11 protein-coding genes are annotated in these 20779 nt (G+C 32.3%); 9 read left to right on the top strand and 2 right to left on the bottom strand.

The features are described 5' to 3' along the window. The first annotated feature begins 242 nt into the window (after positions 1–242). The 6 genes from CLCHR_RS18825 (at position 243) to CLCHR_RS18800 (ending at position 12924) form a co-directional block, all read left to right on the top strand. Positions 243–1910, top strand: coding sequence for an N-acetylmuramoyl-L-alanine amidase family protein (locus CLCHR_RS18825; RefSeq protein ID WP_079441452.1), 1668 nt, complete (start codon positions 243–245; stop codon positions 1908–1910). 390 nt (positions 1911–2300) lie between these two features. Further along, positions 2301–3971 (top strand): N-acetylmuramoyl-L-alanine amidase family protein, encoded by a 1671-nt coding sequence (locus CLCHR_RS18820; protein ID WP_079441451.1) that lies wholly within the window; start codon positions 2301–2303, stop codon positions 3969–3971. Between the two features lie 600 nt (positions 3972–4571). Further along, complete coding sequence (locus CLCHR_RS18815; RefSeq protein ID WP_079441450.1) at positions 4572–5996, top strand: cadherin-like beta sandwich domain-containing protein; 1425 nt, start codon at positions 4572–4574, stop codon at positions 5994–5996. 500 nt (positions 5997–6496) lie between these two features. Next, positions 6497–8734: a cadherin-like beta sandwich domain-containing protein gene (locus CLCHR_RS18810; protein ID WP_079441449.1), complete on the top strand. Its 2238-nt coding sequence runs from the start codon at positions 6497–6499 to the stop codon at positions 8732–8734. Positions 8735–9184: 450 nt separating this feature from the next. Further along, a complete protein-coding gene (locus tag CLCHR_RS18805; protein WP_079441448.1) occupies positions 9185–10492 on the top strand; it encodes a methyl-accepting chemotaxis protein in 1308 nt (435 codons plus the stop codon). 296 nt (positions 10493–10788) lie between these two features. Next, positions 10789–12924 carry an N-acetylmuramoyl-L-alanine amidase family protein gene (locus CLCHR_RS18800; protein WP_079441447.1) on the top strand — a complete coding sequence of 712 codons (2136 nt, stop codon included), beginning with the start codon at positions 10789–10791 and terminating at the stop codon, positions 12922–12924. Positions 12925–12969: 45 nt separating this feature from the next. Here the strand turns inward: CLCHR_RS18800 and CLCHR_RS24955 are convergent, their stop codons facing one another. Next, positions 12970–13107 (bottom strand): hypothetical protein, encoded by a 138-nt coding sequence (locus CLCHR_RS24955; RefSeq protein WP_169896848.1) that lies wholly within the window; start codon positions 13105–13107, stop codon positions 12970–12972. 474 nt (positions 13108–13581) lie between these two features. Between CLCHR_RS24955 and CLCHR_RS18795 the strand changes: the two genes are divergently transcribed. The 3 genes from CLCHR_RS18795 (at position 13582) to CLCHR_RS18785 (ending at position 18877) form a co-directional block, all read left to right on the top strand. Beyond that, the gene (locus CLCHR_RS18795) at positions 13582–16494 is read left to right on the top strand and encodes an Ig-like domain-containing protein (protein WP_079441446.1); all 2913 of its coding nucleotides are present in this window, start codon (positions 13582–13584) and stop codon (positions 16492–16494) included. Positions 16495–16628: 134 nt separating this feature from the next. After that, complete coding sequence (locus CLCHR_RS18790; RefSeq protein ID WP_079441445.1) at positions 16629–17393, top strand: InlB B-repeat-containing protein; 765 nt, start codon at positions 16629–16631, stop codon at positions 17391–17393. 602 nt (positions 17394–17995) lie between these two features. Continuing rightward, positions 17996–18877: a glycerophosphodiester phosphodiesterase gene (locus tag CLCHR_RS18785; RefSeq protein ID WP_079441444.1), complete on the top strand. Its 882-nt coding sequence runs from the start codon at positions 17996–17998 to the stop codon at positions 18875–18877. A 149-nt stretch (positions 18878–19026) separates the two neighbouring features. Here CLCHR_RS18785 and CLCHR_RS18780 read toward each other — a convergent pair. Next, on the bottom strand, positions 19027–20779 hold a 1753-nt coding region (locus CLCHR_RS18780), incomplete at its 5' end, for an N-acetylmuramoyl-L-alanine amidase family protein (protein WP_139376271.1).

Below are 20779 nucleotides of genomic sequence, written 5' to 3'. Positions count from 1 at the left end.
CATAAAAGTATTTCTGTTCAAATTAAAGAATGTTTTTGAGAAAATAACAATAGTTTAATTTAAAAAAAGATATAAAAAACACCAAATTAATACAAAAAACTCGAAAAAGGTATAGACAAAAAAATATTAAGTTGCTATAATAATACTCGTAAACCAAAATGATATTTAAAAACCAAAACTTATTAAACAAACTAAATTATTACTAATAAACCAAAAGATGAAACTTTAGGAGGAATATACAAATGATAAAAAGAATGACAAAAGCTACTTCAATGTTAGTAGCAGCAGCAGCAGTAATTTCATTAATACCAGTAACTGGTGTTAGTGCAGCTGAAAAATTAGAAACAAAAGAAGGAACTATAAATCAAGCAATAGTATTTGATGGTGGAAAATATCTTTATGATGGATATAAAACATCAGATGATGAAACTGGTATTTATTACAACGCAGGTAGCGATAAAGCATTAACAGATATCGAAGATGCTGATAAAATCGAAGCATACGGAACAAAATATGCTAAAGTTACTGAAAATGATGGAGATGAGTATTTAGTTGACTTATCAACTGGAAAAATCGCAGAAGATTTAACTACAGATGAAATTCAAGATAACGTAAGAACTAAATTAAAAACAAGCTTAGGTAAAACTGATAGATATGGTAAGATTGCTAGTACAGATAATATCAAATTAGATGAAATTACATTAGGTCAATTTGGTGAAACTTGGTATGAATATACAGCAACTACAAGTGGAGCAGCAGATTTACACGGATATGTAAATGACGCTGGAAAATATATAGATACAGATGTTACTGCAAACATTTATGTATTAAACAGCAATAAGTTAACTAAAATTGATGAATTCGGTAAAGTAGATTCTACAAGCAAAATAAAAGTAGATTTAGCTAGTGCTACTACAATTGCTGAAGACAGCGATTATATATACAGAGTAGCAAAAGTTAAAGTTACAGTAAACGGTGTTGAAGAAGGAACTCAAAGAGTATATCTTCAAAAAATAGCTAAAGCTCAAGGAGATACAAAAGATGGAGCTTACCTTCCAAAATCTGTAGCATCATATGAAATAACAGCTGCTTTTGATTCAGAAGACGCTGATGATGCTGCTACATCTTTAGCTGATCTTAGCCAATATGACTTTAGAGTAATAAATGGAGTTGTTTATGCAACTAATAACGATGGAAGCAAAGTTACTGTAAAAACTTTCAAATTAAAGAAAGATAAAGTTGCAGTAGATGGACAAACCACTAAATTAGACGCTTACTTAGTGGAACAAGATGTGAATGAAGATCAAGACGTAATGGGAACAAAAGCTGTATCTATAGACGTTGATGGAAACACTTGGGCATTAAATAAAGGTGTAATTTACAAATTCAATGGAACTGACTTCGTAGCTACTTACAATGTTGATAGAGCATTTAACGTTTTAGATGTATACAACGCAACAAGCTTATTAGCTTATGAAGATGGAGAAGATGCTTACGCTACAGCTACTAAGGCTACTACAACTCCAGTTGATCAAACTCCAGTTGTAAATAAAGGATGGGTTAATACAGCTTCAGGTTGGACATTCTATACTTCAGCAGGAGCTCAAGTTAAAGGACAATGGGTTAACGATGGTGGAGTTTGGTACTACATCAAAGCTGATGGCGTAATGGCTACAGGTTGGGTTAAAGATGGAGCTAACTGGTACTTCTTAAATGCATCAGGAGCTATGAAAACAGGTTGGGTTAAAGATGGAGCTAACTGGTACTTCTTAAACGCATCAGGAGCAATGGCAACTGGTTGGGTTCAAGACGGTGGTAACTGGTACTTCTTAAATGCATCAGGAGCTATGTTATCTAACACAACTGTTAATGGATACAAATTAGGAGCATCAGGAGCTTGGATTAAGTAAGACTCTAAAAATGTCCAAATTTTACATTTGGAAACATGAACTTTCCCTGTGGGCATCTTAGATTTGCTAAGTCGAAGTTACTGAGCGAGCGAATGCGAGTCGAGTTTCCTTAGAAAAAGAAACTTTATTTATACGAAGAAGTTTAAAATAAAGAATTCAAAATAAATATGGTTCTAGAATTCAATATGGAATTCTAAAGCATAGATTCAATTAATTAAGTTATTAGTATTAATTTAGAGTAGTAGAGTGTGAGTGGATTACGTGTTTACACTACATCGAACTCGCTCTATACTACTTCAAAGTTAATTTTAAATTATATTAAGTTAAAAATTACAAATGATGAATAAATTTTTATAACATTTTAGATAAAATTTTAGGAGGAATATACAAATGATAAAAAGAATGACAAAAGCGACTTCTATGTTAGTAGCAGCAGCAGCAGTAGTTTCATTAATACCAGCAACTGGAGCTAGTGCAGCAACAAAAACATTAGAAACAAAGGAAGGAACAATCGAACAAGCTGTAGCTTTCGATGGTGGAAATTATATCTTCGACGGATATAAATCTTCAGATGACGAAACTGGTGTTTATTTTAACAATGGTGACAAAGATAAGTTAGTAGAAGATATCGATAATGCTGATTCAGTTGAAGCATATGGAACAAAATATGCTAAAGTTGTTGATGGAAATGATGAATACTTAGTTGATTTATCAACTGGAAAAATTGTAGAAGATGAAACTTCAGAGGATATAAAAGATACTTTAACAAGCAAGTTAAGATCTACTTTAAATAAAACAGACAGATATGGACAAATAGCAAGCACAAGTGATCTTGATTTGACTGAAATCACTGAAAAACAATTTGGACAGACTTGGTATGAATATGCAGCTACTACAAGTGGTGGAGCAGTATTAAACGGATATGTAAATGATGCTGGAAAATATATCGATACTGATTATGTAGCAAATGTATCTGTATTAAAAGACAATAAATTAGTTAAAATTGATAACTTTGGTGAAGTAGATTCTACAAGCAAAATAAAGGTAGATTTAGCTAGCGCTAAAACAATTGCTGAAGATGCTGATTACATCTACAGAGTAGCAACAGTTAATATTACATTTGACGGTGTTGCACAACCACAAAAAACTTATCTTCAAAAAATATCAAAAGCTCAAGGTGAAACAGAAGATGAAGCTTACCTTCCAAAATCTGTAGCATCATATGAAATAACAGCTGCTTTTGATTCAGAAGACGCTGATGATGCTGCTACATCTTTAGCTGATCTTAGCCAATATGACTTTAGAGTAATAAATGGAGTTGTTTATGCAACTAATAACGATGGAAGCAAAGTTACTGTAAAAACTTTTAAATTAAAGAAAGATAAAGTTACAGTAGACGGTGGAACAACTGCTAAATTAGATGCTTATTTAGTAGAACAAGACGTTAACGAAGACCAAGACGTTATGGGAACAAATGCTGTATCTATAGATGTTGACGGTAATACCTGGGCATTAAACAAAGGAACAATCTATAAATTTGATGGATCTGATTTCGTTGCAGTTTACAGTGTTGATAGAGCATTCGATACTTTAGAAGTATACAATGCAGATAGTTTATTAGCTTGGGAAGATGGAGAAGATGCTTATGCTACAGTTGCTAAAGCTACTACAACTCCAGTTGATCAAACTCCAGTTGTAAATAAAGGATGGGTTAATACTGCTTCAGGTTGGACATTCTATACTTCAGCAGGAGCACAAGTTAAAGGACAATGGGTTAACGATGGTGGAGTTTGGTACTACATCAAAGCTGATGGTGTAATGGCTACAGGTTGGGTTAAAGATGGAGCTAACTGGTACTTCTTAAATGCATCAGGAGCTATGAAAACAGGTTGGGTTAAAGATGGAGCTAACTGGTACTTCTTAAACGCATCAGGAGCAATGGCAACTGGTTGGGTTCAAGACGGTGGTAACTGGTACTTCTTAAATGCATCAGGAGCTATGTTATCTAACACAACTGTTAATGGATACAAATTAGGAGCATCAGGAGCTTGGGTTAAGTAAGACTCCAAATTCTATGATTTGGTAAGTCGAACTTACTCTGTGAGCAAGTAGAGAACCAAAATATACGATTTTGTGTGAATCACTTACTCAGCGAGCGAATGCGAGTCGAGTTTCCTTAGAAAAAGAAACTTTATTTATACGAAGAAGTTTAAAATAAAGAATTCAAAATAAATATGGTTCTAGAATTCAGTATCGAATTCTAGAGAATAGATTCAATTAATTAAGTTATTAGTATTAATTTAGAGTGGTGAATTGTGAGTCGAGTCTGTTTGCTCTTTCTTGAACTCACCCCTCTACCACACTAAAGATAAAATTTGTTTTTGGAGCTATCAATGTAGCGCTCTAAGAGCAAATATAGATAACTAAAGATAAAAGTTTTAAGATTTTATGTCTTAACACCAAAGAAAAAAATGAGAAACTGTTACTTATAGTGATTTGCTAAAATCATTAAAGTAACAGTTTTTTTGTTTTTATTAGAATTTAATTAATAAAAAATTAATATAAAATTAAGATTTTTCCAGTAAAACCTAAGTTTACAGTAAAGTATTATAATGGTAACATTATTAATATGGATAAAAGTAGGGATGAAAGGGACGGAATATGAGTAAAACTCTTAGAAGCGTAGCTATAGCAATTATTATTAGTATATTTACTATTATAGGACCGGAATACTTTAATTTTATAGTTGTCTCACATGTGTATGCAGATGAGCTTCCTCATTTAAAGAATATATATTTTAGTGAAGGTAAAGATATTGAATTTTTAGAAGACGTATATTCATACATTGTGGATGTGGACAAAGATACCGATGAAGCATTTATAAAAGCTAAACCAGATGACCCATTGGATACGGTTAGAATTGACGGTAAAGTAGTAACTAAAGATGATAATTATAAGGAGAATATAGCACTAAAAAAAGGTAAAAATACCATTAAAATAGAAGTTGAAGATAAAAAGACTGGGAAATCATCTGAATATAAAGTTTATGTATATAGAGGGGGACAAGAGGCTGTATATTTACAGGATATAAATATTAATAGTACAACTATAGGGTTTGCCGAGGAAACTAATTTTTATAACATAGAATTAGATGATGGGACTACTAGCGTGGAACTTGAAACGAAGCCAATTGAAGGAAACTATTCTATTGCTGTTAATGGTAAATTATTAGATAAGACAAATTCGATCAGATTAAAATTTAAAGGAATAGGAAAATATACGTTGAATATAGGAGTTAAAGATGAGGATACTCAAAGATTAGGAGCATATACGCTCAATATATATTTAGGTATTCCAGTAACTCCGAATATCGCAGATTCAATTAATGCAGCTTTAAAACCTAACCAGTGGATAATAGTAAATGGCAGATGGAAGTATAATGATGTGCTCGGAAAATATTTGAAAAACACCTGGTTTTATGATGATAAATTAAAAGCATATTTCCACTTTAATAATAGAGGAAATATGCAAACCGATTGGATGGAAGATGGAGGCAACTGGTACTATCTTGGAACCAATGGTATGATGCAGACAGGATGGGTATATTATGAAGGTGAGTGGTATTATTTAGATTCCCAAGGAGTCATGAGAACAGGATGGATTGAAGACAATAATAATTGGTACTATTTAAGAAGAGACGGGAGTATGGCAACTGGATGGATAGTTAATAAGGATAACTGGTACTATATAGATTCTCATGGAGTAATGCAGACTGGTTGGTTATATTATGGAAAGAGGTGGTACTTGATAGATTCTTCTGGAGTAATGAATACTAGATGGATTAAAGTTGACAGCGAATGGTACTATTTTAATGATGATGGCAGCATGAAATCTGGGGAATGGTTGTATGATAATGGTAACTGGTACTACATAAATTATGCAGGTAACATGAGACGCGGTTGGCTATATAAAGATGATAAATACTATTACTTTAATGAAGATGGTTCTATGAGAACAAGTTCAAAAACTATTGACGGGTATACCTATTATTTTAATGAGAATGGTTCGGTAAATTTTAATTATTGATATTAATTAAGTCGCAAATGCGGCTTAATTTTATTTAAAGAAGAAAAATATTAAAATATGATCTTTGTACTAATAAATATATATGGAATATAAGGTGAAAAGGAACCAATATTTCCAGGGAAATTTGTATATTATAGTAGAAACTGCTTTAACTATAAGGTTTGAAATAAATTCATTTATATATTATTGGATTATAATGGGAAAGTTTCTGGGAATGTGAGGTATGCAGTAAAGAGTGTTGGAAATATGGCAATAATAATGGTATTATATACATATAAGTCATATTTATATAAATATATCATTTAAAATGTCGAAAGATATTATAAAATAAAGTGAAACTTTTCAGGTGGAGTTTTATACTCCAGCTGAATTTAGTTGAACTTATCCAGGAGCGTGCGCCGTTATCTCCCACGTTTTAAGAGAAGTGAGAGTATTACGGATGCTAGCTATCGGATAAATCATCATACATTCAAGAAGGACAAACAAGGGGGACATATTTAATGAGAGTAAAAAACATTAATTGGAAAAAGATTATTTCTTATCTATTGATTTTTAGTGTACTTTTTACAACTGCACAGTTTGGATCTATAAAAAAAGCTAGTGCGGAAGCAACAAACCAAGTACCAGGATTAACGTTGTATGTAGGAGATAAATCTGATAATACTACAAGAATTATTGATAGGAATTCCAGTGGAAATTACACATGTGAATATCTTCCAATAGGTAAATCTTTTTACTTGGCAGCGGCGACAGGGTATAGTATTACAGATGTTAAAACTAGTAATACTGGAAACATGACATTACAAAAAATAGGGAATCAATCTGGAGGATATGATTGGACAATCTCGTCAATAAAGGATTATAGCCCATTTACTCTTACAGTAACTATTAAGGAGACTAGTACTGGAACTACAACTACAACTTCTTATCCAATAAAGATGAGTTTTGAATCAGATTCGTCTCTTGAATTTAATGAAATGAGAGTTAACTTTGATAACGGAGATTCACAAACATTAAATTTTAGCAGCACCAATATAGATGGAAATTATGAACTTCCAGATGTAGATTCATCTATAAAAACTGCAACAATAGAATTATTTGATTCTACCAGTACACCAATGAGTTTTAATGTAAATGGATCAAGCAGTCATGTTGTAAATTTGACTGGTGGTGAAAATGATATAATTGTAACTGTAACTCACCTTAGCATTTCTAAAAAGTATAAGTTAATTATAACTAAAAAGGGTGAAGCAAAGTTAAAGACTCTAGTTCCATCTACTGGAGCTTTATCACCTGCATTTAACTCGAGTACTTACGATTACACAATTACAGTACCAACTACTCAAACGACAATTGCATTTACTCCAACGGCAGCCGATAATGCATCTACTATCAAGGTTGGTGGAGCAACTGTTAAGAGTGGGTATAAAAGTCAGAATATACAACTAAATGAAGGCGATAATGAAATTGATGTTGTTTTAACAACGAAGGATGGAGATACAAGTACATACACTGTTACTGTAACTCGTACTGAATTATTTAGAAGTGCACAATTGACAGGATTGACTTTAACATCAGGAGCGCTTTCTCCTACTTTCAATAAAGGTGTATTTGAATATACTGCAACTGTTGAAAATAATGTAACTTCAGTAGGTGTTAAACCAATTGCTGAAGATGTTAATGCAACTATAACAGTTAACAGCAAAAAGGTTCCAAGTGGTGCAACTTCGCCTAATATTAGTTTAGATGAAGGTGCCAATGTTATAAATGTTAAGGTCACTGATACTAAGGGAAATAGTAATACATATGTATTAATTGTTACTAGAAAATACTCTAAAGCTAATGTTAATTTAGCAAGTCTTTCTGTGACCGATGCAACCATGTCTCCAAAATTTGATCCAGAAACATATGTTTATAGTGCTAAAGTAGCAAGAAACATAGAAAAAGTGAGAGTATTATATACTTCACAAAACGATAAGTCAAAAATTAAAATTAATGGGAAAGAATATACAAATGGGCAATCTGATTTAATTAAACTTGATATAGGAGCAAATCTTGTGGTTGTAGAAGTCACTGCTGAAGATGGTAAGACCACTACTACTTATAAATTAAGTGTAATTAGAGGTGATATAGAAGGTATAAATCAATGGGTACTTGTATCTGGAAATTGGACATTTTATAATGCAGCTGGAGTTCAAGTAAAGAATCAATGGGTGAAATATGACAACCAATGGTATTTTATGGATGTAAATGGATTTATGCAAACTGGCTGGATAAATGAAAGTAGTAACTGGTATTACTTGAATAAAGACGGAATTATGCAAACAGGGTGGTTCTACGATAAGGGATACTGGTATTATCTTCAAGGCGATGGTTCTATGAGAACAAATATGTGGGCTAGTTATGATGGAAAATGGTATTTCTTTAATAATTTTGGACAACTTCAAACAGGTTGGACATTATATTTGGGGAAATGGTATTTCATGGATGATCATGGTGTAATGCAAAAAGGTTGGGTTACTTATGATAAGAATAAGTATTACATAAATGATGATGGAACTATGAGAAATGGATGGCTATATAGTGGAACGGTTTGGTATTATTTAGACGAAACAGGAAAGATGGTTAGAGGATGGCAGAATATAAATGGTAAAAAATACTATTTTGATGCTGGTGGAGTCATGAAGACAGGTATGATGTTTCTTGATGGGCAATGGATTAATCTAAATAATGCTTAGTGGCAACTAGATTTCTAGTTTCGGGAGAGTACTTCCTCAGAGAATATACTTAAATTAAACTTAGTTATAAAAGAAGTGTTGATTGTATTGAAATCAGCACTTCTTTTTGTTAAATAATAATTTATATATTTATCTATACTATGACTTATTAATGGCACTTCATTGGATATAAATGAATTAAATTGAGGAATTTTTGGATTTACATAGATGTAAATATTTGATTGAATATAGAAAAAAATAGTGATATTATTAATAATGTGTTTAGGTATTAAGTATATTGAATTTATGGTATATGGTGTAAAATATAAATATAGAAATAGATTTTTGATTCTAAAAGTTAGAATTTTGAATTATTGTGGTTTTATGTTAAAGTGTAGGATCTCATTACACAATGATATTTATATTAGCAATAATTACAGATATTAAAAGTACAATTGAGGGGGAAAAACAATGGATGATAACAAAAGAAATGTATCATTAAAGTCCAAGCTTATAGTTTCGTATGCTACTATGTGCATATTAACATTTGTATCAGGGATTATTAATTTCAAGCAGCTTTATGACATTAAAAATGGATTGAATGCTGCTGATAAAATAGGAAAAGATATTGTAACAACGTCAGTTATATGTGTAGTAAGTATGATAGTTGCAATAGTTGCAGCTATGTACATGCATAAAAATATAATTTCAAGGTTAAATAATCTTAAAAATTTTGCTATGAAATTAGCAAGATATGATTTTGCAGAAGATATCAAAATAGTGAGAAATGATGAAATTGGAGATACTGCCAGAGAACTAAATACTGCTCAAAAGAATATTAAAGAACTTATTTCTACAATACTTAATGAGGCATGTAATATAAGTGCATTAAGTGAAGAATTGTCTGCTAGTGTGGAACAAGTATCCGCTAAACTTGTTGAGGTTGATAATTCTTCAAAGGAAATTAATTCAACTATGACTGAAACAAGTGCTACTGCTGAAGAAATCGCGGCATCTATTCAAGAAGTAAATTCAAGTATGGAAAGTCTGGCGAATAAAGCAACAGATGGAAGTTCTAATGCAGAAAAGATTAAGAGAAGAGCAGAAAAAGTAAAAGAGGATAGTAAAATTGCAATGGCAAATACAGCTCAAGTGCGTGAACAGAAAGAAAAGAACATTATAAAAGCGATAGAAGACGCAAAAGTTGTTGAGGAAGTGAAAGTTATGGCTGGTGCAATAGCTGATATTGCTGAGCAAACTAATTTACTTGCCTTAAATGCTGCAATAGAGGCTGCAAGAGCAGGAGAATCAGGGAAAGGTTTTGCAGTTGTTGCGGAAGAAATTAGAAAGCTTGCAGAGCAATCTTCAGAAACTGTAATAACTATTCAAAATACAATAGCTAAGATACAGGATGCAGTTAAGAATCTTTCTGAAAATAGTAATGATATACTTAATTTTATGTCTACTGAAGTCGATGAGCAATTACAAGCTTATGCTAAAATAGGTGAAAAATACAGTAATGATGGTGAGTTTATAAGCTCAATGTCAGAAGAATTAGTTTCAATGGCGCAAGAAGTTGAAGCTACAATTGAACAAATAAATCAAGCGCTTCAAGATACAGCAGCAGATGTTCAAAAATCTTCAGTAAGTAGTGAAAAAATACAAAGTGAAATTGAAGTGAGTTCGGCGTCTATAGATCAAGTAGCAAATGCTGCAACAGAACAAGCTCAGATAGCAATGAATTTGACTGAATTGGTACAAAGATTTAAGCTGCAATAAACATGATACATAGTATAAATGGGTATGAACTTTTATTAAGAGTTAATTACATATTGAAAATATTACATTTTATAGCCATCAATCTAATTTATATGTAAATTAGATTGGTGGCTATTGTAAACTATAAAACAATTTTAATATATATTCTTTTCTTCAAGATAAAAAATAATATTATTACAAATAAAATTATTAATTTTAGATTTTTTATTCCATCGCTTAAAGTTTTCTCAATAATACATATTTGAACTGGTCAGTATAAATGTTATAATGTTAATAGATATTTTGGAGGCGATGGTATGATAAGAAAAATTAGAAAAATAATGTCATTAGTGTTGGTGGCAATGAGTGTTAGCGCTTTAGCGCCTAGAAATGTAGTTAGTTTGGATGCAATAGCAGCAGTTAATGATAATTTAAATAATGGTGGAAGTAAAATTACAATGGGGACACAAATGAATAGTGTAACTTTAGCTGGAACAGATATATCATCAATGGTACCAGATGGAAGTACTCTTATTACAATGGCAGAGAGCGCTACTATAAATCCTCAGTTAGAAGATGGAATAAAATCTATATTTAATTACCAGGGGGCAAGCTCAATTTCAAGTGAAGAATGCGGAAATCTATCTTACACTCTTTCAGATACATTAGTTGAGCAGATATCAGAGGAAGTACTTGATGCTCTTGTAGAACCAGTTACAAATGCTGTTGTTTTAAAGGCAAAGTCAGCGACAGGTGGTGCAATTCCAGAAGCAACACTTAAGAGTTTGATTGAACCTGTGGTTAGAAAAAATCTAGAAGATGCATTACCAAATTCTATTAAGGGTAGATTTGAAAATATTACGTTATATCAGTATACGGGAAAGAATTCATCAGGAGATATTAAGGCTCAAGCTTTTGTGATTAAGGGTTTAGTTGGATCAATAGTTAATACTGCGGTTGGAAGTGGAGCATATTGTGTAAATACTTATAATGCAAAAGTTAGAAATGCAACTTATAATAGTCTTGCTCCAGTTCCTGCACTAGCTTTCAACCCAACAACAGGTGCAGATACATATGGAAAAGAAATTGATTTAAGTAGTGGTGCTAATGTTATTGGAGATGGAATGAGCATTAATATTATAGATACTTCGAGTAATAAAGTATATGTGATTAATAATCCAATTTATAATATGTTGAAAGCACAAAAGGGAGCATCAGGTTATATAAATAAAGATTTAAATATTATTGATTTTAATGGTATAAGCAATTTAAAAGGAAGCTTAAGTAACACTTTAGATGTAGATGGAACAAAATTTCCACTTTTGTCTTTATCTCTAACTAAAAGCAATGAGGCAGATAAGAACAAAAAAGTTTATCAGTATGATCTTATAGTTGGCCCATTTGAAAAACAGTTATTATTTGAACAAATTTCTGGGCTAAATTTACCAAGTGTTACAACTGATGCTGTAAACAGTATGATAAAAAATAGCACTTACTTAATGGTACCTGATGTAAAGGCTGAAGTTGGAGGTATAGTAGATAATGTTATAGATAAAAGCGGAGTTAAGGGCATAGTTGCTGGAATAACTGATGCAATAGATAACTTGAGTGATTCAGTAGATGATTTGACTGATTCATTAAAGAAAAAAAATGAAGATTTAGATGACGCTTGGGATAAGGTCTTTGACAGATTTGATAATGATCCTGGCTGGGTTAAAAAGGATGGATATAGATACTATTATGATAAAGATGGAGTAAGTCTAAAAGGGGTTCAAAAAATCAAGGGGAAAACCTACTATTTCAATAGAATAGATGGAGCTATGGAAACAGGATGGCAAATAGTTGATGGTAAGAGATGCTATTTTGATAAGAAAAAAGGTTATGAGTTATTCAACCAATGGGTGCAGGATGGAGAAGACTGGTATTTTGTTGGAGAAGATGGCTCTGCTAAAAAGATGGAATGGTTAAATGATGGTGGAAAATATTACTACTTAAAAGCTGATGGGAAGATGACAAAAGATTGGCTTAAAATAGAAGATTACTGGTATTATTTCAGTAAGAGTGGAGCGAAGGTGACTTCAGATTGGAAGTGGTCAGATGGAAAGTGGTATTATTTAAAAGATGATGGACAAGCCGCCCATGATTGGCTTGAGATCGGAGATAAGTTGTATTGTTTTAAAGACCCATCGGGAGAAATGCAAACGGGTTGGTTTAGAAAAGATGGAAGCTGGTATTGTGCAAATGATGATGGATCAATGAAAACAGGATGGGCATATTCTAAAGATGGCTGGTGTTATTTAGATGAAGAAACTGGCAAGATGAAGAAAAACGAATGGGTCACTGTTGAGGGAAAAACTTATTATTTCAATATAAATGGAGTTATGGTAACAGGCTCAAGATATATTGATGGAACCAAATATATCTTCAATTCAGATGGAACTTTAGGTTCATAAAGGTATTGTGTAGTACCGAAATATATAAATACTTGCTGTGTGATGCTACTTTGAGTTTACTGACAAAAAATGAAATGGAATAGATGTGTTTGCTTCGGTTCTTTGAAGATTTTGCTGGGTTATTCTAAGATTATAAGTTGCATCCAAAGTGCTTGCTTCAAGGGCTACGCCTTGAACAAGCATCTTTGGAACAACTTATAATCTAGAATCACAGCCAGCAAAATCTTCTAATGAACACTGCGCAAAAACATCTATTCCATTTCTTTGTTTAGTGTAAATTTAGAGTGGATTATATTTAAGCAAGTATTTTTATCTTTCTTTAGTTATCAATACATTTAATGAAGGATATTTATAGTCTTAAAAACAATTTATATCTTTCTAATGCAAGAAACATATGGAATCGGAAATGGACACAACTTTCCGTTTAGATATACCAGCAAGATTTTTCACAGTCCTGAGGAACATATATGTATTCTATTTCGGTTGTTCATTGCTTCACAATACCTTTAATATTGGTGATGAATTTTGGATAATATGGTATTATAAATGTATAGTTATATAAAAATGTATCGATAATAAAGCATATTAGGTAAAGGAAGAAAAATTTTACACGGAATGTGTTAGAAATAGTAGTAATATAGGGGGGGACCAGTTTTAATGAAACGTAAATTTATAAATAAGATAGTTGCCGGAGCAATTATTTCAACTACATTATGTACGTTAGTTCCAATTAAAGCTTCAGCCGAATGGGTAAAAGATTATCAAGGTAGCTGGTATTATATGCAGGATAATGAAAGAATGACAGGTTGGAAAAGAATTGATGGACAGTTGTATTACTTTGATGATAATGGGAAGATGCTAACTGGATGGATAAAAGTGGGAGACTATTGGTATTTTCTACAAAATAATGGAGCGTTAAGAATAGGTTGGATTAAATACAATAAAAACTGGTATTATGCAGATTCAAGTGGATCAATCCAAACAGGGATTATTAATATAGCAGGAAAAGTATATATTTTTGATGATAACGGTATTTTAAAGACTAATAATACAGTGATTAACGGAGAATTTTATACCATTGGGTCAGATGGAGAAGTTGTTGGGGCCAAAGTACCAACACCAAATAAGGAACTTGATGAATCAGGAAATTGTATCCAAGTATTAAAAAATACAGATAATAAATTAACTGGTTCACCAACAGATTCGAGATTTAATGAAGTTGTTTCTGATCAAAGTGAATCTGATAAGGATCCAAATGAAGGAAGAATCTTTAAGGTTATACTTAAAGATTCAAATGGAGCAGATCTAAAAACTAAAAGTTTTAAATATGGAAAAACAGTTGAGTTATATGAACCAACTAAGGTTAAATATAATTTTGTTGGCTGGAATACTAAGAGTGATGGTTCTGGAAAGAGTTATTCAGCAGATGATGATATAAAGGTAAAAGGAGACATAATTTTATATGCTCAATGGACAGCTGATACTTCTATATTTGTTGATGGAATTACAATAAAGGGAAGTTCATATGTTACTGTCAACAAGACTATTCAGATGACAGCAGAAGTATCTCCAAATGATGCGGCAAATAAAGGAATAAATTGGTCAGTTATAGATGGTACAGGTAAGGCGACTATTGATAGCAGTGGAGTATTAACGGGAGTTTCAAGTGGAACAGTCACAGTAAAAGCAACATCAAAGGATGGTTCAAATATAAGTTCTACAAAACAAGTAAATATAACTTCAGTAGATGCTGTAGTGTCAGTAGCAAAGATCACAGTAAATAGTAAAACAGGTTCTTATTTTATTAATACGAATCTTGGAACGCTTCAAATGACTACAAGCGTATTACCAAATGATGCAACTGATCCTAGTGTAGAATGGACAGTTGAAAATGGTACAGGAAGTGCAGATATAGATAGTACGGGACTTGTAAAAGCAAAATCAAATGGAACAGTTACAGTAAAAGCAACTGCAAAGGATGGTTCAAAAGTTGTTGGAAGTAGAACTATTACAATAACAGGACAATCTATGCAGGTACTACCAACAGGTATTACTGTAAGTGGAAGTGGCGGAAGCGCAATAAACGCTGATGGAGGAACGCTTCAAATGGTTGCAACTGTATCCCCAAGTAGTGCAACAAATAAATCGGTTAATTGGATCGTGGAAAGTAAAGATGGAAATGGAAAAGCTACAATCAGCAATAGTGGAGTTTTAACAGCAGTAGCAAATGGAAAAGTTATGGTAACAGCGATTTCGTTAGCTAATAGTTCAGTTGTTGGAAGTACAGTTATTGATATAAATAACCAAAGTAATAAAGTTACAAGTATAAGTGTATTAAGCGACTCAGATAAGATAGATATAGATGGTCAAAAAATGCAGATGAAAGCAGAAGTATCACCAATTGATAATACAGTCGATACAACAATAATATGGTCAGTTGAGCAATATGGAGATGCGGGCACTAAGATGACTGGAAAAGCAAGTGTCGATTCAAATGGTCTTTTAACTCCACTTGCAGATGGAACTGTTAAAGTTAAGGCGACTTCTAAGAAGGTACCAACAATCTTTGGAAGTAAAGAGATAACAATTAAAAATCAAAGTATTAAAGCAACAGGTCTTGCAATAACGCCTGATGAGATTAAAGAATTAGACACAAAAGAAGGATCGTCACCAGAAATTCAATTAGGAGCTGTTATAACACCAAGCAACGCATCAAACACAACATCAGGTGCAGTTCAGTGGAAAGTTACAGATGTAACAGGGCATGCTGAATTTGTATCTGGAAAACCAGGACTTTTAAGAGTTTTAAAAAATGGTACAATTCTGGTAACAGCTTCAACAACAGACGGTTCTAATATTTCTGTAAGTAAAGCTATAATTATAAGTGGATTGATTACAAAGGCTTATAGTGCTTCAATAGTTGCTAAGGAGACAACAACAGGCGGTTCTGACCATGTTTCTACAATAACCCAAAAGGGTGGAAGTCTTCAAATGAGAGTAGTTTTAGATCCAGCTGATGCAGCTAGCAATAGAACAGTAGAGTGGTCAGTTGAACCACTATTAGATTCTTTTGGAAATGCTACAATAAAAGCGATGGCAACAATTTCCGAAACGGGAGTTTTAACGGCTTCGGATAATGGTACAGTTAAAGTAAAGGCAAAAATAACTTATAGAATTGTTGAGCTTAACGCCGATGGAAGTGTTCCACTAAATACTAATGGAACTGTTAAGTATACAATAGAAGAAATTCCTGCTGAAAAAATAATAACAATAACAGGACAACCAATTTATGTATCAGATATTAGCATAAATAATACTACTAACTTGTCAATTGTTGAAGGGTCAACTCTTCAGATGGCTGCAACTGTGAATCCAAGCGATGCAACTAACAAGCTGATAAATTGGTCAGTTACAAGTGCTGCTAATAGCAGTGGTTCTGCATCCATTGATCCGGATGGGTTGCTACGTGCAAAAACTGCAGGAGATATAGTTGTAAGAGCAACAGCAACTGATGGATCTGGGAAGTTTGGAGAAAGAACGATAACTATAACTCCAAAATCAACAACATAAACAAATTCTTAAAGATTATAGCAAGAAGCTATAGTATATATGATTTAAAAAATACTAAAGAAAAAAGGTCAAGTTATAAAATTGCATGATAATATAGCTTGACCAATAGATTAAAAAGTGGGGGGAGACTTAAAATGAAGCATAAATTTTTGAAGAGGTTAGCTATTTCAGGGGTTGCTACATTAACCTTAATTTCAATGGCGCCAGTAGGAGTTTCAGCTGCCTGGGTTAAAAATGAATACGGCGCTTGGAGCTATACAGAAGGATATGGTTATGCTACAGGTTGGAAAGAAATAAGTGGTACATGGTATTTTTTTGATTCACTTGGTCAAATGAGAACTGGATGGATTTATACTGGTGGTGAGTGGTATTATATAGATTTAAGCGGTGCAATGCAAACCGGTTTAATTCAAATTGAGGGGAAAATATATTTATTTTCATCAAGTGGTGCAATGCAAAATGGAAGCGCCATGATAAATGCGAAACTCTATAATTTTGATGATAATGGAGTTTGTGTTGGACCTGACTATCCAACACCAAGTAAGGGGTTTGATTATTACGGAAATAATACAACGCCTTATGTTCCAAGCCAAATAATAAATGAAAATGAAAGTATGACAAGTGAAATACCATCTAATGGAACTGATCAAGTAAAAGAATGTAAAATAAAATTCAAAGATCCTGATGCAGAAGATGACGATCAAGAAGTACTTAAGACTAGAACAGTGCCTGAAGATACAATGATGCCTTTGTATAAGCCAACAAAGAGCGGATATACTTTTGTTGAGTGGAATACTGATTCTAATGGAGATGGAACAGGCTACAATTATGATGACAAAATAAAAATAAATAAAAATATCACTTTATATGCACAATGGAAAGAAGTTAAAGAAAATTAAGATACAGATGGAATAAAATAGAGGTATTGTGAAGCACTTAAAGTGAAGCAATGAACAACCGAAATAGAATACATATATGTTCCGCAGGACTGTGAAAAATTTCACTGGGAATATCTAAATGGAAAGTTGCACCACTTCTGCGTGTTCCTGTGACAAGCACAGGACAAGCAAAAGTGGAACAACTTCCCATTAAGATATTTCAGCAGCTTATTTTTCAATGCCTGACTCCACATATATGTATTCTATTTCTTTGTTTTGCTATCACCTTAATTATTTCACATATACATACCAAAGAATATATGAGTATTGTATTATAAATATATAAACTGAATGAAAAGACTTGAATATTCATTGAAGGTATTGTAATCAGAAAAATATAAAAACACTTGTATAAATATATCGCTATTTAAGCTTACGGCAAGTATTTTTATATTTCGGTGATACACAATACCTTTATATTTCATATAAAAGATAAAATACAAGGTGACTCAGGTGTAGTAATATTATTCAAGTAAGTGTAAAATATGTATATATAGAGTTTTTGTTATTAAACATAATTTGTAAACGGTTGAGTTGAATGAAAGAAATTAGGAGGTGCTAAGTTGAGGATTTTAAATATAGCTCATAGAGGTTATAGTGGGAAATTTGATGAAAATACAATGTTAGCTTTTAAAAAAGCAATTGAATATAATGCAGATGGGATTGAAACAGATATTCAATTATCTAAGGATGGAATACCAATCATAATTCATGATGAAACTTTAGATAGGACAACCAACGGACATGGTTTTGTTAATGATTATACCATCGATGAACTTAAAATATTTAGAACTAAGAGTGTGCCTAAAATTCAAGCTATAAAAGACATTGCACTAGAAAAAAAGGAACTTTTAAAATCAACTAATTCAGGCGAAATTGCAAATATAGAAAATAGAAGAAATGGTGATTTTAAAATTGGAAAATACACTTTAAAAGAAGTTGAGTACTTTGAAAGCACAATAGGAGAAGAAATACCAACTTTAAGAGAGCTGTTAGAACTTTTTTCAAATTCAAATTTAAAGATATTAAATTTAGAATTAAAGAACAGCGTTATTGAATATAAAGGGTTGGAAGAAAAGGTGCTGAGGATGGTAGATGAATTTAACCTAAGAGATAGAGTTATAATTTCTAGCTTTAATCATCTAAGTTTATTAAAAATAAGAGAACTTGAGGGGAATAAAAAAACAGTACTAGGTGCTTTGACAGAAACTACTCTTGCTAATGTACCACAATATTTAAAATCTATATCTGTGGAATGTTACCATCCATATTTCCTAAGCATTTTAAATAAAGAATATATTAAGGAAATAAAAAACGCTGGAATAATTGTAAATCCTTATACAGTCAATAATATAGAAGATATGAAAAAAGTAATAAAAGCTGGAGTGAATGGCATAATTACAAATGAAGTTGAGATATTAAATGCTTTAATAGGTAACTTATGAACAACATGCTTATAATAATATAAAGTATTACTGAAAATATTTCATTTCAGTAATACTTTTAAAAAATTTAGGAAATATTTAAAAGAGCTAGTTTAAATATTTGTTCTAAAATAATGAGAATATATAAACCACTGTCTCGTATGTGGGTGTTAAGCTAAGGCACCGCTTGAAGATAATCTATATCCATTAATGACTGTATTAGCAGCCATAGCACCATTTGGATATAAGAAATACCAAGTACCACCATCATTAATCCAGCCAGTCTTCATAGCACCAGAAGAACTTAGGAAATACCAAGTACCCTTGTCATTTAACCAACCAGTCTTCATAGCACCAGAGGAGCTTAGATAATACCAAGTGCCATTGTCATTGATCCAGCCAGTTTTCATTGCGCCTTTATTTCCGTCGGAAAATGGATTCAAATAATACCAAGCACCATTAATTTGCTGCCAGCCAGTCGCCATAGCTCCACTAGAATTTAAGTAATACCAAATGCCACCGACATTAATCCAATTATTAACCACTTTAGTACCAGTTGAATCATAGAAATTCCAAGAACCGTCTGCTAATTGATCCCAACCAGTTTTTGATGGTTTAGGTGTAACAACAGTTGAAGCATCATCTACGGCTTGTTTTTTTCCCTCTTGAACAGTTGTATATGCGCCTCCATCATCCTCCCAAGCAATTAAGTTATTTTCATCATATACATCTAATTTATCTAAAGACCTATCACAGGTATAAATTGTTTTAAAATCTCCTAATTTTGTTGATTTTTTAATTGAACCATTATATATGGCCCAAACATTTCCGTCGACATCTATTGACCAAGCTTTGGCATCAGTGTCTTCATCATCATCTTTTTTTGCAACATGTCCATCTATTTTTGTATCTAACTTTATATTATTGTTATACGTATTTAATTTTTCACTGGATTTTAAAACTATTTTCTCTGTTTTAACTTTATCACCACCATCAGAGTCATATGAGATGTAAATTGCTCCGTCAACTATTGTAGCTACAGCGTTATCAGAGTTTGATATGATTTTTTGAATAACAATATAAGCATTTTTTACATCATCATTGCCTGTGGCTCCTGAAATCTCATAGGAATCTGTAGTTTTTGGCAAATAGGCGTCCTTCTCCTTGTCTCCTTGAGTTTTAGAGATTCTTTGAATATAGTATAAGGTATTTCCAGCTGGATTATAATCAAGTCCGTTATAAGTAGTACTGTCAGGGCCGCTTGTTTTTAATATTTTGTGAACAGCTCCGCTTATATTGGCTTTAACTACTCTATATATATATTTATCATCTTGCCCTAGAGTCGCCATAGGGATTACACTATTTAATGTTAATCCTTCTTCAGTATCACCAACATTCTTTAACTTTACCATTTTAGTGCCGTTATAGGCATAAATATTAGCATTATAGGAAGTATCAAGATAAGTTCCTGAATTATTTGTATATCCGTAATAAACAGCCTGTGGCGTAGTAACTTGGCTATTCATATAATTTTCTGCAACAGTTATTGCTTGTGATGTTGTTGCTGAGTATTCAAACCATACATCGCCAAACTTGTTACTATTGACTTTATTTCCGAGTTTAACCTCACCGAAAGAACCGCCTTTCCCAAAATCTGAACGAGAATTTTGCGCATATCTATCAGTTTTCTTTAATTTTGTTATTAATTTAGTTTCAGCAGTATCTGTTAAATCTTTTACAGTATCTTCGTCTGATATTTTACCAGTTGATAAATCAACTATATATTCATCACTACCATCAAATACACCAATTATATCTCCTGCATATGCATCTTCAACTATTTCTCTATCTTGAGCCATAAATTGTTGTGGTTGAGCTAATTTAATCTTCTTTTCGCCTTGAACATGATATACATCTTCACCT

This window comes from Clostridium chromiireducens (genome assembly GCF_002029255.1).
GTDB lineage: Bacteria > Bacillota > Clostridia > Clostridiales > Clostridiaceae > Clostridium > Clostridium chromiireducens.
The sequence above is the reverse complement of the archived record's forward strand: the minus strand, read 5'-3'. Positions and strand labels throughout refer to the sequence as shown.

Coding starts and splice junctions, on each gene's coding strand:
- CLCHR_RS18825 (WP_079441452.1), top strand. CDS start 243: ATGATAAAAAGAATGACAAAAGCTACTTCAATGTTAGTAGCAGCAGCA.
- CLCHR_RS18820 (WP_079441451.1), top strand. CDS start 2,301: ATGATAAAAAGAATGACAAAAGCGACTTCTATGTTAGTAGCAGCAGCA.
- CLCHR_RS18815 (WP_079441450.1), top strand. CDS start 4,572: ATGAGTAAAACTCTTAGAAGCGTAGCTATAGCAATTATTATTAGTATA.
- CLCHR_RS18810 (WP_079441449.1), top strand. CDS start 6,497: ATGAGAGTAAAAAACATTAATTGGAAAAAGATTATTTCTTATCTATTG.
- CLCHR_RS18805 (WP_079441448.1), top strand. CDS start 9,185: ATGGATGATAACAAAAGAAATGTATCATTAAAGTCCAAGCTTATAGTT.
- CLCHR_RS18800 (WP_079441447.1), top strand. CDS start 10,789: ATGATAAGAAAAATTAGAAAAATAATGTCATTAGTGTTGGTGGCAATG.
- CLCHR_RS24955 (WP_169896848.1), bottom strand. CDS start 13,107: ATGCTTGTTCAAGGCGTAGCCCTTGAAGCAAGCACTTTGGATGCAACT.
- CLCHR_RS18795 (WP_079441446.1), top strand. CDS start 13,582: ATGAAACGTAAATTTATAAATAAGATAGTTGCCGGAGCAATTATTTCA.
- CLCHR_RS18790 (WP_079441445.1), top strand. CDS start 16,629: ATGAAGCATAAATTTTTGAAGAGGTTAGCTATTTCAGGGGTTGCTACA.